Here is a 17,698-nt window from a genome sequence, read left to right as displayed (position 1 = left end):
CGTACCACGAATTAAGTCAATATAATCCTAAATAGAAAATTTAATTGACCAATCAGTCAGGAGATTATCAAGCGGAAGCGAAATAAATGACACTATTTCAAATCGACATTATAGTGCAGTCCTTTATTGGCTCGCTGTGCCCGTGCATGTTTGATGATTAAATAAGCCACATTGATCATATTGCGCAATTCACATAAAGGAACGGTGATGCGTGATTGTTTGTACAATTCCTCATGCTCGAGGTAGATTAATTCCAATCGGTCATAGGCCCGTTTCAAACGGCGATCTGTGCGGACGATACCTACGTAATTAGACATAATGGATTCTAATTCACGTGCCATTTCGGTAACTAATACTAATTCTTCGGGGTGCCGCGTCCCCTCATCATTCCAATCCGGAATACCATCTGGAATGTTTTGCGTTCCATATTGACAGACTGATTTTTCAAATGCATTGTGCGCATACACGATCGCTTCTAAAAGTGAGTTGGATGCGAGGCGGTTCGCTCCATGCAAACCGGTATGTGAGCATTCCCCGGCAGCGTATAAATTCTCAATATTAGTATGGCCATAATGATCGACGATAATCCCTCCACATAAATAATGCTGAGCTGGAACCACAGGAATCATATCCGTGGCCATATCAATCCCAAGTTCGTGTAGACAATGGGCATAAATCATGGGGAAATGTTGGCTTATTTCTTCTTTCGGAATATGTCGCGTATCCAAATACACGTGATCAGTCCCGTTAATCTTCATTTCGGAATCAATCGCACGTGCGACTACATCACGAGGCGCTAAGGATAGTCGGTGATCGTAATGTTCCATAAACGTCGAACCATCTTGATTCTTCAAGATTCCTCCATGACCACGTACGGCCTCTGAAATTAAAAAAGAAGGCTTGTGGCCTGGATTGTATAAGGCAGTCGGATGAAACTGAATAAACTCCATGCCTTGCACAAAACCTTTCGCGCGGTAAGCCATGGCAATTCCATCTCCGGTGGCAATCGTGGGATTCGTCGTGGATTGATACACTTGACCGATTCCTCCCGTGGCTAGTAGTGTCGTTTTCCCTAAAAAGGTTTCTACTTTTTTCGTTTTTTTGTTCAACACGTACACGCCGTAACATTGTTTGTTGGGCGTATCCTTCGTAACCTTCTCCCCTAAATGATGTTGGGTAATTAAGTCAACCGCAAAATAATGTGTAAAGAAATCGACGGATTTAAAGGACTTCACCTTGGCTAAAAGCGCGCGTTCAATTTCATTTCCCGTTGAGTCTTTATAATGTAAGATGCGTTTTTCTGAGTGTCCTCCTTCTTTCACCAAATCAAATGTCCCATCCGCTTTTCGGTCAAAATCCGTCCCATAGGCAATTAGCTCACGAAGTCTTTCAGGTGCTTCCCTAACAACCATTTCGACAACTTCGGGATCAGAAACAAAATCACCAGCAACAAGTGTATCATGTATATGCTTATCAAATGAATCATCTGTATCCCAAACGGCAGCAATGCCACCCTGTGCATATTTGGTATTCGTTTCTTCTGCAATCGTTTTGGTAATAAGCGCAATCTTGATGGGGATATGTAAATCCGCAAAATGCTGTGCGACTTTTACCGTATACGATAAACCCGCAATTCCTGATCCGATTACTATAAAATCATACGTAGGCATAGATGCTCTTTAGTTCTGCAAAAGTAACCAAAAACTGCCTCAGAAATAATATGTAGATTATTTATTGTAATTTCGCCGATAAATAAATAGTAAACCCTACACATTAATTATAAAAAAATGGAATCAACTAACAATTCATCGAAAATCGCCATCATTGTTTTGGCAGTTTTAACGGCAATACTAGGCGTGTTATATTTTCGCTCGAATCAATTAACAAACTTGCAGGCATCGACCATTGAAGAAAAAGCAACGGAATTAGCGAATACTCGTACCCAATTAGATTCAATCTCAACTCAATTAGATAGTAAAATCGCTGAAATCAAAGCCTTGGGCGGCCAAGTGGCTGATTTAGAAGCCTTGAAAGTTCAATTAGAACAAGATAAAGCTTCGTTAAAAAGTTCAAATCGTGCGTCGATTGCATCTTATGAATCAAAAATCAAAGAATACAATTTGGTGTTAACACAAAAAGACGGCGAAATCGTTGAATTGAAAAAGCAAAATGGAATTTTAACCGAGAACAACCAAGTGTTAGCGACGCAAAATTCATCATTAAATACCGAGAATTCAGGTTTAAAAAACCAAAATAAATCGTTGGCCGACACCCTTTCAGACGTAGCTGCAAAGAACAAGGAATTAGCTCGCAAGGTGAGTATCGCAGCAGCTTTAAAAGCACAAAACATTCGTGTTTTAGCTGTGAATGCCAAAGGAAAAGAGACAGAACGCTCAAAATTGAACGGCAAGCGAATCGATAAATTAAAAGTTGTTTTCTCGTTAGCTACCAACCCAATTACGAAATTGGAAAACAAAACAATTTATGTTCGTGTATTGGACGGTGATGGAGCAACACTTTCAGATGAATCAATCGGTTCAGGCAAAATCAACTTGAACGGAAAGGATACGCCTTACACAACAAAGCAAGTAATTACCTACACAAACGACAACCAAGAAGTAAGCGTTACCTACCCACGCGGGGGTGTTGCTTACAAACCAGGCAAATATGAAGTTGAATTAATTTCAGAAGGATTTGTGGTGGGTAAAGGAGCGTTTGAAGTAAAATAATCTAGACGTTGGACGTTAGACGTTAGACGTTAGTAAAAGATAAAAAGCCTCGAGAGCAATCTTGAGGCTTTTTTATTTAAATCTAAAATCAATTGAAACTTGCTAATTCAGTTCGACTGACGACTGATTCCCTTCGGATTCACGTCCAACGTCCAACGTCTGACGTCTAATGTCCAGCGTCTAACGTCTAGAATTTATTTTTCCCACCACCACTTCGAGAAGCTCTTGGAAAAGAGCATACTAGCACCTACCGTTTGGTTGATTTGATAGGAGTTCAATGAACCTGCAAGGGAGGTTTGCACATTTCGATTATACGTTTTCAAGCGTAAAGATCCATCCCTTTTGACGAACCACTCTAAGGCCCAATCTCCCAATAAAATCGATGGACTTGTTTGATTTCGTGCATCCGTAAATCCTCCACTTCGCGTGATCCGTAGCCGATCATTCATATTGTAAGACGCGCGTAATTGAAGATTGGATAAAATATCCTGCGATAATAAACCGCCACCTAAATACACATCCACGTTCAAATCTTTATTTATCTTATTCGCCAGATTACTTAACTGATTAGACAACATTTCAGTCACATTCCCCATCAAATTACCAATCGCTACTCCCGTCCCCCCATACGGAGAAACCAATTGGCCAAATAACAACACATTACTCACTTGCCGCGTCAATTCCTGTTCATCTGTCTTTATGCGATTCGTAAATGCAGTTACAGCCCCATTTAAATGAACATCCTTTGGATAATCACGCACACCAATATCAAATGAAATGGAAGGGGACAATAATCGATTCTTTAAATTGATAGTCACATCCACAGGATAGCGTCGTTTAAACTCCGGCAAATTACTCTTGTTTGTCGTGTCCAATAAGATAGGGAACAACGACGCATATTGGGTATAAACTGCTTTGATATCCACATTTCCCTCCATGGGATCCCCGGTCCAAGAAATCTTAGACCCACGTTGGATGGCAAACTTCTTATTAATCAAATTTTGTAGCGTAAACGTATAATCCCCCTGATCAATTGCATAATCCCCATTCATCCTAAAATCACCTTTTTTATCCAAGGTCAATTTCAAAGCACCATTCCCATAAACCCGCATAATATCCCCTTTCTTCCGATCAAACTGAACTTCGCCATAGGCCTCAGGAGTCAAACTTAAATTTAAATCCATCGTTATGCCATCATCCTTTAAAGCCTCCGAAACTCGTTTTTGATTTGTCAACAAATCTGATTGGATTGACTCACTTAACAACTCATACGTATCTTCCACCTTTGCTTCTGACTCAACATCCAATGGAATAAACAAGCGCGTACCGCGCTCACTTTTTAAATTGGCATAAACATTCAGATTATCCGCCGTTCCCGAAATACGCATCGGACCCGTAGCAAAACCAGTTCCAAAATAGGCCAATTTCGGATCGCGAACCGTATTCAATAATTTAAATCGATTCAAATCAGCGGTTAAATTCATATCAAACGGCTGACCTTTCGGGAAATTTAAGGTAGCATTTAATCGCGCAGTATTCCCCTCCGCGTCTTTTAATAACCAATTTACTCCCTTGATTTGACGCGCTTGAAACCGCACGGTATCCGAAAATGCAAGCTGCGTATTCAAGTAATCAAAAGTTGTCCTACCTCCCAAAACCACAATTTTACCCGCAAAAATAGGATCAGTAATTCCTCCCCCTACATGTAAATTACCCGAAGCCTCACCCATTAATTTTGAAAATAAACCCGTAGTAAATGGCTCCAAAATCTGCAAACTAGTTTTGTTCAATTCTACATTAACATCCAGCTTTTCCTCGTCCACAAAAGGTTTGTAGGTACCACTCACCGACAATACCGATTCACCTAATCTGTTTAAATGATAGTTCAAATCCATGAGTTGTTGGTCCGCCTGATACGTCCCAACTCCCTGAAAATTACCCATGTAAAATTTATTCAGTCGCAAGGAATCAATCGATAACCAGGAATCTAAACGTGTATTCTGATACCAATTCTGCAAACTAACCTCCGCATTCATCACACCCTGTGCCTTCGTCGCGAACAAGGGTCCCAAAGTTCCTAATTGAAACTTGCGCACCCTTAATTTAATCGCCTCCGTCGAATCTGTAGAAATGCTACCTTGAAGGGCGATGGACTGCTTTTGATTCGAAATTAACACATGCTCTGCCTTCAGCGATTGACCTTGAATGTACACCCTATTCTCAGGATCAATCGACCAATCCTGACCCAAAATACGTACATATGAATCCTTGAAACGCAACGATAAACCATCCTTTTCAAACTTCCAAATCCCCCCAAAATGGGCCGCATTTTCCTCTCCCTGCTGTTTAAAATCTAAGCCAAAATTAATGCGATCCTGATCCCACAAGGCATCCAATTTTAGATTCTCCGTTGGTGTTAAAAAGTTCAACTGCTGCTTACGTGATTGAAAAACCAAGCTAGAAGAAACCTCCGGACCTCCTAAAAATTTAGAACTCTGAAACGAAAAAACAGATTGATAAAACTTATATCCCCCAAATATCAAGGTATCCGGATAGGCTTCAAGACTCATCGAAAAACTCCGCCCCTTAGAAATACTTCCTGAAAGTACCGTGTTTCTACCGATGCCTACTGTTGGGAAAAAACGGTCCATCAACGGGCCTATGTGGTGACAGATAATTGTGAAATCAGCCGAATATTTTTGCTCAATCGCGTAAACTTTAGACGCATAATAGCGATTTCGTTCCGCCTCATTTTTAGTAAAATACAACTTATATTCATCCCACAATTGAGCCAATTCTACTTGCATCCGGGTAGGGACAAAATCACCAATAGCCTCGATAGAAACAAATGGCGAACGAACCTGATACTTCTTTTTCACCCCACGCGTATCGGCCGTAAATGTCACCAAATCCATGGCTAAATCAGGTTGTTTGGGTACCTGCAATAACACATCCTGAAACACGGCCCGCCCATCTAAATCATCCACATCCTGCAACGTAACATCCAAATCAAACCGCGACTTTATCCGCATTGGATCCACCGACAAATGTAAATTTGATAAGTCGGCGCGCTCCACAACCCCTTCCAACTGATACCTTGGTTTTGCCTGACGCAAATTAATCTCACCCGTCATGGTCGCTACAAGATGTGAATCCTTGACTGCTACCGTTCCTTTGAATAATTGCTTCTGCAAATTGCCATTTAATGCCACGCGTTTGTAGCCATAGCGGTTAAAAAATAGCTCTGAAATTTGACCATTGAAATCGACATTTGCCGACTGGTTTGAAAAGCCGGTGCCTTTTAATTTTGCTTCCAAATCGATTGTGCCCAGATAGTCTTCCAAATTCAATAATCGACCTAATTTGAATTTACGTAATTTGACAAAACCATCATAACCTGAAAGCGCCATAGAATCCTTCAAATGCATACGGACGTCACCTTCCATATACCCTAATCCCGTATTTAATTGTCCGGAGGTTTGAAAATCTACATTGGTACCCTTGAATTTCCCACCAAAAGAAACAGCCCCCAATATGTTCATTTTATCAGCAGCAGATTTCGAAATAAAGACCGCCAAATCGGCTGGAATAAAGACAGATTGCTTCATATTGAAGTCCATCTGCGTTCGATCAATATTGGGTAAACCCACAAAATCAAAGTCGCCACGCAAGATACTTTTTTGGCCAAAACCTAGGGCGAACTGACGCAACTTTAGGTTGTCTACGGTGCCTGCCAACAAGCCATTCAGCTTGTACATCCCTTTATATGGGGCCATAGATTCGATAAACTTGCTAACATCGTCACTCGACAACCGCGAGTTGACCAGGCGAGCTTGCATATTTGCACGGGTAATCCATTGCGTTAAATCATCTATTTTCTTATAATTCACCACAAAACGATCACTGATCCAGGAATCGTTTACTCGCAATCCCAATTGATCAAACCGCATTTGCTTATCGGAAATCATAAACTGAGTATCCAATCGCTTGATACGTAAATTAGTCTGCGGGGCAATCGCGTTGAATCCAATGGTCCGTAAACCAATCGTATCCCCCTTGGTATAAAACTGTTGAACTTTGGAATTTATATGTGCAATCACAAAATGTGAAAGGTCGAAATGCTGCGGAGTGGCTGTGTTTTTGACTTGCTCATCATCTAAAATAAAGGTGCCATCAACGACCTCAGCTTCCCTAATTACAAAGACACTTGAACCTGTACTTGGCCCCGTACTATTCCGATTAACCCAAGCAATAATTTGGTCAATAAAATCGTTTAGATTAACCTTGCCTTCCTTTTTTTCTAAAATCAAATGAACCCTTGGTTGGTATAAACGCGCATAATCCAACGTAGGCCTACCGGTCTGCAAAAATAAATCAGAGATGCTAAAATTAATATCCAGCTTCTCAATGTAGATCATGTCCTTACCCCAAGGATCTTTCACCCGCAAGCCCTTCAAGCTGAGCTCATCAAAAAACTTGATTTGAATCCCTTGCAATGTTAGCGGATAGCCAATGGCCTTCTCAATTTTCGGACTAAAATACTGAGCTAATAGGGTTTGATTGGCCGGAGCACGGAGGAGAAGAATGAAAGTAAAAACGAGCAAAAAGAATCCCAACAATCCATAGAGGACCGTTTTAGCGAGGATCTTTAGGTATTTTACCATGTTTACTTTTTTTGCCCTATTTTTGCAGTCCAATGGTCCTACTTGCAATCGAATCTTCGTGTGACGAAACCTCTGCTGCCGTAATGGTCAACGGAGAATTGAAGTCAAATATTATTTCCACCCAATTAATTCATACTGAATGGGGTGGAGTCGTTCCCGAATTAGCGAGTAGAGAACATCAAAAAGCGATCATTCCTGTCGTTCAAGAGGCTCTGCAAAAGGCAAATATAAACAAAAATGAACTGAATGCCATTGCATTTACACGTGGGCCAGGTTTGTTGGGCGCACTACTCGTAGGCACCTCCTTTGCGAAAGCATTAGCGCTCAGTTTAAACATTCCACTTATTGAGGTAAATCATATGCAGGCGCATGTTTTGGCGCATTTCATTGAAGAACCTAAACCCAAATTCCCATTCCTTTGCCTGACTGTTAGTGGTGGACATACGCAATTGGTCTGGGTGAATGGACCCCTCGACATGGAAGTCATCGGCGAAACGCAGGACGATGCCGTTGGTGAAGCCTTCGATAAAACCGCTAAGTTAATTGGCCTACCCTATCCAGGTGGACCGCTCATCGATAAACTTGCCAAGGAAGGCAATCCGGATAAATTCCCATTCTCACTAGGCGAAATGCCTGGTTTGAATTTTTCATTCTCCGGAATCAAGACCGCCATTCTCTATTTCCTACAAAAAGAGACACAAAAGAATCCGAATTTCATTGAAGAAAACAAGGCCGATATTTGCGCATCCGTGCAAAAAACGCTCACCGATATGCTGTTGCGAAAAGTCAAAAAAGCGATGAAAGAGATGCAATGCAATCAAATTGCCATTGCGGGAGGCGTGTCCGCTAACTCCGGATTACGAAGCCGCTTACAAGAATTGGGAGCTGAGTTAGGCTGGGAAGTATTCATCCCCGCTTTTCAATATTGCACCGATAACGCGGGCATGATTGCGATGGCGGGACATTTCAAATACGAAGCAGGGGAATTTACGGATCAAGACGTCGCGCCTTTGGCACGTTACAGTCTATAGTCGCCTTGGCAAACCTGTCAGGATTTCCAAGGCTTGAGGCGCTTTCGCACCGATTCTCCAAATGGGGAAAATTCTCAGCCTAAAGTCTGAGGTTATTAACCTGGGTCTTTACGCAAAGTGTCTCTACATTAATGATTTTAACACATTCCAAAACGCCATTTTCAATGGCTTTTCATCATCCGTCAACGTGGATATAAAACGAGGGAAATAATAAACTTTACTATCCCCTATAGCCACCAATTCTTGCACCTGTAAGCCTGAAATACTGTGCTCCCCTAAAAATATATAGCGCGTTGCACGCGTTTTTTCAACAAATTCTACCAAAGAAACCTGAATTTCTGTAGGATCTAACACCGACCAACTCGTAGCTGGAAGGACCATAGGTGGTGCCGAGAAAATTAAGGATAAACGGGATTTTTCGAGATCAGAAATCTGACCCACAATCAGCCAAGGAGTAGTTACATTCGGAATGTAAACAGAATCAACTGCCTCCACCGGAGCCTCCTCAACCTGACCCGTAGGGCGGTCAGCAGGAACCCAAAAGATGACATCATCCACATATAAGGCCGCCAAATCTACTCCTTGATCCATGTTTATGCTAATGAACCGCGCAACACACATGCCTCACGATCAGGGCCTGTCGAAATAAAGTTGATCGGTAAATCTAAATGTTGCTCTAAAAATTTAATGTAAGCCGAAAGCTCCGCAGGTAATTCCTCAAAACGACGCATGCCTTCAAGCGAACAATTCCATCCTTTCAAGATTTCATACACCGGCTTAACTTTGATGTCTGTGATTTCAAATGGAATTTGATCCGTCACCTTGCCATCTGGCATTTCATAACCAGTACAAACTAGAATTTCTTCAAAAATATTTAAGACATCCGCCTTCATCATAATCAATTGAGTCACCCCATTAATCATCATCGCATATTTTAAGGCTGGCAAATCGATCCAACCGCACCGACGCGGCCGACCGGTCGTTGATCCAAATTCACGACCTTCCTGACGCATACGCTCACCCACCTCATCTTCCAATTCCGTCGGGAAAGGACCCGATCCCACACGCGTTGCATAGGCTTTAAAAATTCCAAAGACCTCACCGATGTTCTTTGGCGCCACACCTAGACCCGTGCAAGCACCTGCCGTAATTGTGTTTGAAGAAGTTACGAATGGATAAGATCCAAAGTCAACGTCTAATAAAGATCCTTGCGCACCTTCCGCTAATATCGTCTTACCTGCTTGAATCGCATGATTCACAGAATATTCAGAATCCACTAAATGGAATTCCTTCATAAAAGCCACCGCCTCAAAAAACTCTTTCTCCGCCACAGCTAAATCATACTCAAATTTATAGACATCCAAAATCGCCTTATGACGATCTACCAATGCCTGATATTTAGTTGGAAAATCCGGAGAAATCATATCCCCCACACGTAAGCCTTGACGTGAAATTTTATCGGTATACGTTGGCCCAATTCCCTTCAACGTCGAACCAATCTTCGCATCACCTTTCGCTTTTTCATACGCCGCGTCCAACAAACGGTGCGTCGGTAATATAATCGAAGCCTTTTTCGAAATCTCTAAATTCTTACGCAAATCTAAATTGAAATGCGCCAGACCTTCTATCTCCTTTTTGAAAATAATCGGATCTAATACGACCCCATTACCAATAATATTCTGAACCTCTTGGCGAAAAATACCCGATGGAATTTGATGTAAAACGTGCTTAAATCCGTCAAACTCAAGCGTATGACCCGCATTAGGTCCTCCTTGAAAACGTGCCACTACCTGGTAACGAGGTGCTAATACATCTACAATCTTTCCCTTACCTTCATCACCCCACTGTAAGCCTAATAATACATCAACTGCCATAAAATTATAATCTAAATGATAAAATTATTCTTGAGAACGCGCCAGGTACTGATCCCGAAACTCACATTGTTTCTTCGTACATGAACCATAAAAAATTAACGAGTGGTGCATGACATTAAAATGCAACATCTCACCCACCAAACTCTGAATCGTTTGAACACGCGGATCACAAAATTCAGTCACATTGTGACAATCTGTACAAATTAGGTGATCATGCTGACGACGTCCATACGACTTTTCGAATTGCGCTTGATTACGACCAAACTGATGTTTGGCAACCAAATCACATTCAACTAATACATCTAAGGTATTGTAAACCGTCGCGCGAGAAACCTGATATTTCTTATTTTTCATGGAGATATATAACTCCTCCACATCAAAATGATCGTCACGTAAATAAATCTCCGACAAAATTGCAAAGCGCTCCGGAGTCTTCCGCAAACCCTTGTTCTCCAAGTAAGCTGTGAAAATCTTTTTAACCGAATCGAACTTCTCTATTTGTGCGGACATTATTGAAAAAAAACAACGTAAAATAAGGAAAAAAAAGGGAAAAAAGCTACTAATCCTCGCGCGCAACCTCAATCACTCCCGAAACCAATTCAAGCTCTGTAACCAAACTTTCCAAGTGTGCCGTATCATGAATCATCAACGAAATTTTTCCCTCAAACAAGCCATCCTTCACCCCAATCGAAAGCGCCGTAATATTCACTTTTAACTCATCCGAAATTACCCGCGTGACATCATTCACTAATCCCACCCGGTCGATACCGCGTATCGTCAACTCCACCACAAAGGACATCTGAATCTGACTCGTCCACTGCGCCTTAATTACCCGATCCCCATGTCGTGATAATAATTCTGTCGAATTGGGACAAGTCGTTCGATGAATTTTTATCCCCTCATTAATCGTCACAAAACCAAAAACCTCATCACCCGAAATAGGATTACAACACTTCGCTAAAGTATAATCCACCTTATCCATATCCTCCCCAATCAGCAACATATCCGAATCCTTGCGTTCCTTCTCCACCTGCCGCATCCCACTCTTAAACGTCTTCGTATCCGTAATCGGCGATTGAATCGACTTTTCCGCCTGCTTACGTTCGTGCAATTCTTTGTCCAACTTCCAATGTTTGAGTTGGTCTACCGATATGTAATTCTTACCAAAACGGTAAAACAAATCATTCGCATCCTTCGCATTAAAATACGCCCGCAATTGATTTGTAATTTCCAACGTCAAATTCGGATAACCCAAATGCTTCAATCGATGCTCAACTAAATCGCGACCCGTAATCAAATAGGTTTTATTCTCCTCTTTGATAAATTCCTTAATCCGCGCTTTCGCCTTAGTCGTCGTCACAATCCGTAACCAATCTTCAGATGGCTTCTGCTTGGAAGACGTTAAGATTTCAAGCTGATCACCATTGGCCAATTTGTGTGAGAGTGGCACCAGCTTCCCCCCCACTTTGGCACCGATGCAATGTCCGCCTACCTCCGAGTGAATTTCAAAGGCAAAATCTAAGGCCGTTGCTCCTATCTGCAAAACGACCAATTTCCCTTTGGGCGTAAAAACAAATACCTCTTCGTTGTATAAAGAGTTTTTGATGTCGTCGACAAGTTCGACGGCCGACTGGCTTTTATCGTTTGTTTCGAGCGCTTCACGCACTTGACTTAACCAAGACTCAAAAGCCTGTGAAGTACGCGTGTCCGTCCCCTTGTACTTAAAATGGGCAGCCACCCCCTTCTCCGCAATCTCATCCATCCGCTTCGTACGAATTTGAACCTCAACCCAGCGCCCCTCTTTGTCATTCCCAAAAGGCATACTCATCACCGTTGTATGCAGCGACTCATAGCCATTCGATTTTGGGGTTGAAACCCAGTCTTTTAGCCTACTTGGATTGGGCCGATAATGATCTGTGACGATACTGTAAACTTCCCAACATTCCCCTTTTTCGCGCTCAAGAGGCACATCTAAGACCACACGAATCGCAAACAAATCGTAAATTTTCTCGAAAGGAGTATCTGATTTTTTTATCTTATTGTAAATGGAATAAATAGATTTCGGTCGGCCTATAATCGTGTACTTTATCCCACGCTCATCCAGCGACTTTTTGATGGGCCGAATAAACTCCTCGACAAAACTCTCGCGACTCTGCTTATTCTCAGTTAAGTTAGTAGCAATCTCGCGATACGCCTCCGTCTCTGTAAACTTCAATCCCAAATCTTCCAACTCCGTCTTGATCGCATTTAAACCTAAACGGTGTGCCAAAGGCGCATATAGATAGATCGTCTCCGAGGCAATTTTTAATTGCTTCTCCTTGGACATACTTTCCAATGTGCGCATATTGTGCAAACGATCGGCCAACTTAATTAAGATCACGCGAATGTCATCCGAAAGTGTTAGCAACATCTTACGGAAATTCTCCGCCTGCTGCGATGTGCCATATTCAAATGTCCCCGCAATCTTCGTTAACCCATCAATAATCTGTGCAATCTTCGGATTAAAAAGCTTTTCAATTTCTACTAATGTCGTATTTGTATCCTCAACAACATCATGCAAAAGCGCAGCAATAATCGACGTAGTACCAAGTCCTATTTCCTCCACACAAATTTGAGCAACGGCCAGCGGATGATATACATAAGGCTCCCCAGATTTGCGGCGCATATCTTTGTGTGCTTCCACCGACATCAAAAAGGCCTTCTTAATTTCTTTGGCATCATCGTCCTTTAAGAACGGTTTAGCCGTACGCAAAAGCTTGCGATAGCGTTTTAAAATCTCCAGACGTTCCGCTTCTAAATCAATAATCATATCATTAGGCTTGAATTAATGCGACCGCCATCGCGGAAATACCCTCAGCTCTACCCACAAATCCCAACCCTTCCGAAGTTGTTGCCTTAACCGAAATTTGGTCTATGTCAATTTCCATCACCAAAGCTAAATTTTCTTTGATCGCCGGTATATGGGGATTTAATTTCGGACGATCAAGTACCACTGTCACATCCACATTTCCCACTTCCCAGCCTTCCGCACGAATCATCTCCATCACTTTTTTCAATAACAACGTGGAAGCAACTCCCTTCCACATCGAATCCGTATCCGAAAAATGATAGCCAATGTTACGCATATTCGCTGCACCTAAAAGTGCATCACAAAGCGCATGACAAACTAAATCTGCATCCGAATGTCCCAAGGGACCAAATTCGCTCGGAATCTCCACACCTCCTAAAATAAACGGCCGACCTTCCACCCATTTGTGAACATCATACCCTTGTCCTACCCTGATTTTCATGCTACCTGTTGTTTACGATAAAGCAATGTATTCTTTTTGCCACGAACAAATAAATGCTCAGCCCAATATTGTAAATCTCTAAGCGGCACCGCCGCAATTTGATCTGCCTCCAAATTCACAAAATCAACATTTCCTGCATTCGCCGCCATAGCCAAATTCATCGCCCGGTTCAACACCTCCACCTCCCCAAAAACTAAGGACGACTCCGCCTGATTCTTCACGCGTTGTAAATCAGCCTCCTGAATTCCTGAATTGACAAATTGCTCAAGTGCAGCATCTAAAGCTTTTTCAGCAGTCTCCAACGAAATGCCATCCGCAACTTGGCCTTGTATCACAAGTAATCCAGGGTCCAACGAACCCGTTTGATGCGCATGTAAGGAATCAAAAATGCGCGCATCCTGAACTAAGTGCACATACAAAAAGGAAGATTCATTTCGTCCCAATAAATCACTCATCAAGTCTACCGCATAAAATCCTGAATCATAGCGACCGGGCACCGGATATGCCCGATAAATCCGATCCGCTGGAACATCCGCAGAAATTTCCATCTGACGATCCTCCAATTGTTCCGGTTCCTGCATGCGATGACGCACCGGCTTTTCTCCTCCCGGAATAGGCTCAAACCACTTTTGGGCAAGCACCTTGACTTCATCAACAGTCACCTTTCCAGCGACCACTAATATCGCATTAGCCGGCACATAATACTGTGCAAAAAATGCTTTGACATCGTCTAATGTCGCTTCTTCAATATGTTTAATATCTGCCCCGATTGTAGCCCAACGGTACGGATGTACCTCATAAATCAATGGCCGAAAATTCAACCATAAATCTCCGTAGGGCTGATTTAAGTAACGCTGCTTAAATTCCTCAATGACCACCTTGCGCTGAACTTCTAAAGATTCCGGATTGAAGGCCAACTGCTTCATGCGATCGGATTCCAACCAAAAAGCCGTTTCCAAATTTTGACTAGGAACGGAAATGTAATAATTCGTAAGATCGGAAGTCGTAAAGGCATTGTTTTCGCCGCCCACCCGTTGCAAAGGCGTATCGTAATTGGGAATATTTTCAGATCCCCCAAACATCAAATGCTCGAATAAATGTGCGAATCCAGTACGATGCGCCTCCTCATCACGCGACCCCACATCATAAATAACATCCATCACCGCAAGCGTGGTAGTTGGGTCCTCATGCACAATCACCTGAAGACCATTTGCAAGCGTAAATTGTTCGTATGAAATCATGGGGTTGGGATAAAAAAGAAATAGAAACAAAAGTAAAAAATTAGGCCCAAAAACCACAGAGCTTCCCTATTTTTACAATTCAATTTTTAACTATGCGCAAACTGCTCGTTGGCATTTTTCTACTAACCACCCTTCCCAGCTTCAGTCAGCTCCTACAAGATGCTCAGGCTAAAGCACTTATCACACAAGGATTGGACCATTTATATGCCTATAGTTTTAAAGAGTCCATGGATGATTTCAATGCTTTGAAAGCCAAATACCCCAAAAATCCCGCCGGTTATTTACTTTCGGCCATGCAGTTTGAAAAACAATATTTCCCATTAAAAGATCATCCGGCTCAAAGTAGAGCTTATTTGGCGTTTTTGGAACTTACTTACCAACTAGCCTTCGAGGCATACGAACGCAATCCAAATGACCAAGAAGCCGTATTTTTCTGCATCTCGTCCTTGGGATTTTTAGCCGCGTATGAAAATGATTATCAAAATTACGTGAAGGCAGTTAATCATACCCGAAAAGCCTATTCCCATTTGAAAATAGGCTTGCGAAATACGGATCGCCAACCAGAATTTTTGTATTCTGCGGGACTTTACAATTACTACCGCATCGTATATCCAGAATTACATGCCGCAATTCGTCCCTTTATGGTCTTTTTTGAAGATGGGAGTAAGCGCTTGGGTATATCTCAGCTAGAAGCAGCGATTAAGAAATCGGTTTTTGTTAAAAATGAATCGACCTTTTATTTAGCCTATGTATATAATAAATACGAAGGCACCCCAAGCAAAGGACTTCCCTACTCGGAAATGCTCGCGAACAAATACCCAAACAACCATTTATTTAACATGCAAAGAGCTGAGTTATTGACGCTTTCTGGTCAATATGAAGCTGCTGAAGAATTCATCCAAAAACTAGAGAAATCAAAATCCCCCTATATGATGGGGGCGGCGCACGTATTTCGTGGCATGCGCGAGGAATTTGAAAAGAAAAGATATAACGTTGCCGAAGCGCATTATGGCAAAGCCATGCAACATCCCTGGGAAGAACGATTTACCAAAGATATTCATGGACTAGCCCTCATGGGTATTGCTCGCATTGAAAAACGGAAAGGAAATGGGGCAAAAGCCTTGATTTGGGCCAAAAAAGCAGCTGAATTTGTCGAATATAAAAATTCGATCGACGAACAAAAAAGACTTGTCAACGCATATGGAAAGTAGAGAAGCAGGCATCGAACGCCTTTATCCGAAGATCTGGGGACGCATGTCCGCCCGCTATTATTACTTGCACCAGCTCCGCAAGCAACTCGAACGGGTTATCAGTTTATATGTGAGGCATTCGCCACATCAGTTGATTGCCGACTACGGTTGCGGAAATAAACCCTATGAACCCTTATTTGCCCCATTTGTGGAGCAGTATATCGGATTAGATTTGGCATTTAATACGAAAGCGGATGTCATTGTAGATCCCAAAGGTATTATCGATATGCCCAATGAGACCGTGGGTTTTGTATTATCTACCCAGGTACTCGAACACGTAGAAGACCCAAAAGCGTATTTAAAAGAGGCACACCGTATTTTAGCGAACGATGGAAACTTGATTTTGTCGACACATGGCTATTGGATGTTTCATCCGGACCCAACGGATTTTTGGCGCTGGACGTCGACAGGCCTGAAAAAAATCGTTCAAGAAGCTGGATTTGAAGTGGTTTATTTTGAAGGTATTTTAGGACGTTCCTCGATGGGCCTTCAGTTGTTTCAGGATGGCATTCTTTTCAAGCTACCTAAATTTGCTCGGCCCGTTTTATCCATCATCATGCAACCGCTCATTATCTTTTTTGATAAGATTATCGGATCAAAATCACGAAATGAAGATGCGTGTACCTTTATTCTCGTAGCGAAGAAAGTCTAGCTTGTTCGTACGCATAGGTTTTTTCGAATGCTTCAGCCAAAGGACTGAGCGTAAAAGAAATCATTGATTTCAGTTTGCTTATATCCAAACTTACTTGTTGGACATCCGTAGGCATCGCCTCCACAAATTCTACCTGAAAATGCGGTATGCGTTGTTTCACCAAATCGATGATTTGGACTAAGGAAAGTGTTTGGCCTGAACCGATATTAATGGTTTGATTTTTAACATCAGAAGCCATCAATTGCATCAAGGCCTGCGCAATATCCTCTGCAAACAAATAATCTTTCGCCTGGCTTCCATCGCCCCAAACCACAAATGTCTCGCCCTTCAAGGCCTTACGAATCGCAATGTTAATGACCCCTTGCGTTTCAGATCTGTGATGTAAACCAAATGGGTTTGATAAACGTAAAATCAAATAATCGATTTGATATAAATTCGCATATAGACGAATGTAATGCTCAACGGCCAATTTAATAATGCCATAGGAACTAATCGGTTGGCATGCTTGATCTTCTTTTTTATGACTCGGCTCCTCATTTCCATACACCGCACCACCCGAAGAAAGGTAAACAATTTGCGTACAACCAAAGGCCTTCATCACCTCCATCAAACCGATAGTTGGCAATAAATTTGTCTCTACATCGGCCTGAATATTCTGCGTAGACAACGCTGGAATAATCGAACTTGCAAAATGAAAGACATGTGTAAAGGGATGTTTTTCGAACAAATGCTGTAGCAAATCAGCATCTGCATAATCGCCTTTTACAAATATCACATCCGGAAATTGGATCGAAGATTCTGGGATTTCTTGGGAAAGAACAACAATCTCAGGCGCGCTACCTGCTTGTTTTTGAACAAAATCAAGCAAATTATACCCTAAGAAACCAGCACCGCCTACAAGTAGAATTTTATCCATGACCACAGTATGTAAAGCAAAAATAGGGTAATTTCGTAGAAAATACCCCCA

Annotated in this window: 13 protein-coding genes; 4 read left to right on the top strand and 9 right to left on the bottom strand. The window is 42.1% G+C overall.

What is annotated here, in order from left to right:
* Window positions 1-92: 92 nt before the first annotated feature.
* Window positions 93-1,670: an L-aspartate oxidase gene (gene nadB, locus AC1W6K_RS04100; protein WP_481946543.1), complete on the bottom strand. Its 1,578-nt coding sequence runs from the start codon at window positions 1,668-1,670 to the stop codon at window positions 93-95.
* A gap of 117 nt (window positions 1,671-1,787) precedes the next feature.
* Here nadB and AC1W6K_RS04095 point away from each other — a divergent pair, with 117 nt between their 5' ends.
* Window positions 1,788-2,729: a hypothetical protein gene (locus AC1W6K_RS04095; RefSeq protein ID WP_481946542.1), complete on the top strand. Its 942-nt coding sequence runs from the start codon at window positions 1,788-1,790 to the stop codon at window positions 2,727-2,729.
* Window positions 2,730-2,923: 194 nt separating this feature from the next.
* Here AC1W6K_RS04095 and AC1W6K_RS04090 read toward each other — a convergent pair whose 3' ends face one another.
* Complete coding sequence (locus AC1W6K_RS04090; protein WP_481946541.1) at window positions 2,924-7,393, bottom strand: translocation/assembly module TamB domain-containing protein; 4,470 nt, start codon at window positions 7,391-7,393, stop codon at window positions 2,924-2,926.
* A gap of 32 nt (window positions 7,394-7,425) precedes the next feature.
* Between AC1W6K_RS04090 and tsaD the strand changes: the two genes are divergently transcribed.
* Window positions 7,426-8,424 (top strand): tRNA (adenosine(37)-N6)-threonylcarbamoyltransferase complex transferase subunit TsaD, encoded by a 999-nt coding sequence (gene tsaD, locus AC1W6K_RS04085; RefSeq protein ID WP_481946540.1) that lies wholly within the window; start codon window positions 7,426-7,428, stop codon window positions 8,422-8,424.
* A 123-nt stretch (window positions 8,425-8,547) separates the two neighbouring features.
* Here tsaD and AC1W6K_RS04080 read toward each other — a convergent pair whose 3' ends face one another.
* From AC1W6K_RS04080 to AC1W6K_RS04055, 6 genes are read right to left on the bottom strand one after another with little or no spacing between them, the layout of a single operon-like run.
* The gene (locus tag AC1W6K_RS04080) at window positions 8,548-9,015 is read right to left on the bottom strand and encodes a hypothetical protein (RefSeq protein ID WP_481946539.1); all 468 of its coding nucleotides are present in this window, start codon (window positions 9,013-9,015) and stop codon (window positions 8,548-8,550) included.
* 2 nt (window positions 9,016-9,017) lie between these two features.
* On the bottom strand, window positions 9,018-10,298 hold the full coding sequence (locus tag AC1W6K_RS04075) for an adenylosuccinate synthase (protein WP_481946538.1): 1,281 nt from the start codon (window positions 10,296-10,298) through the stop codon (window positions 9,018-9,020).
* A gap of 24 nt (window positions 10,299-10,322) precedes the next feature.
* Window positions 10,323-10,808: a Fur family transcriptional regulator gene (locus tag AC1W6K_RS04070; protein ID WP_481946537.1), complete on the bottom strand. Its 486-nt coding sequence runs from the start codon at window positions 10,806-10,808 to the stop codon at window positions 10,323-10,325.
* Between the two features lie 49 nt (window positions 10,809-10,857).
* A complete protein-coding gene (locus tag AC1W6K_RS04065) occupies window positions 10,858-13,107 on the bottom strand; it encodes a RelA/SpoT family protein (protein WP_481720488.1) in 2,250 nt (749 codons plus the stop codon).
* Between the two features lie 4 nt (window positions 13,108-13,111).
* Window positions 13,112-13,588, bottom strand: a complete 477-nt coding sequence (gene ispF / locus AC1W6K_RS04060) for a 2-C-methyl-D-erythritol 2,4-cyclodiphosphate synthase (RefSeq protein ID WP_481946536.1) — start codon at window positions 13,586-13,588, stop codon at window positions 13,112-13,114.
* Window positions 13,585-14,829, bottom strand: coding sequence for a M16 family metallopeptidase (locus AC1W6K_RS04055; RefSeq protein ID WP_481946535.1), 1,245 nt, complete (start codon window positions 14,827-14,829; stop codon window positions 13,585-13,587). Before AC1W6K_RS04055 ends, ispF begins: the two co-directional genes overlap by 4 nt.
* A 92-nt stretch (window positions 14,830-14,921) precedes the next feature.
* Here AC1W6K_RS04055 and AC1W6K_RS04050 point away from each other — a divergent pair, with 92 nt between their 5' ends.
* Window positions 14,922-16,040, top strand: a complete 1,119-nt coding sequence (locus AC1W6K_RS04050; RefSeq protein ID WP_481946534.1) for a hypothetical protein — start codon at window positions 14,922-14,924, stop codon at window positions 16,038-16,040.
* Complete coding sequence (locus AC1W6K_RS04045) at window positions 16,030-16,731, top strand: class I SAM-dependent methyltransferase (protein WP_481946533.1); 702 nt, start codon at window positions 16,030-16,032, stop codon at window positions 16,729-16,731. The genes AC1W6K_RS04050 and AC1W6K_RS04045 overlap by 11 nt, the downstream gene beginning before the upstream one ends.
* On the opposite strand, the gene AC1W6K_RS04040 is transcribed toward AC1W6K_RS04045, so the two are convergent.
* The gene (locus tag AC1W6K_RS04040) at window positions 16,706-17,647 is read right to left on the bottom strand and encodes an NAD-dependent epimerase/dehydratase family protein (RefSeq protein ID WP_481946532.1); all 942 of its coding nucleotides are present in this window, start codon (window positions 17,645-17,647) and stop codon (window positions 16,706-16,708) included. The two genes, AC1W6K_RS04045 and AC1W6K_RS04040, sit on opposite strands and share 26 nt — an antisense overlap.
* Window positions 17,648-17,698: the final 51 nt, after the last annotated feature.

It is taken from the genome of Aquirufa sp. (assembly GCF_964796385.1).
This window is presented reverse-complemented; position numbering and strand designations above follow the sequence as displayed.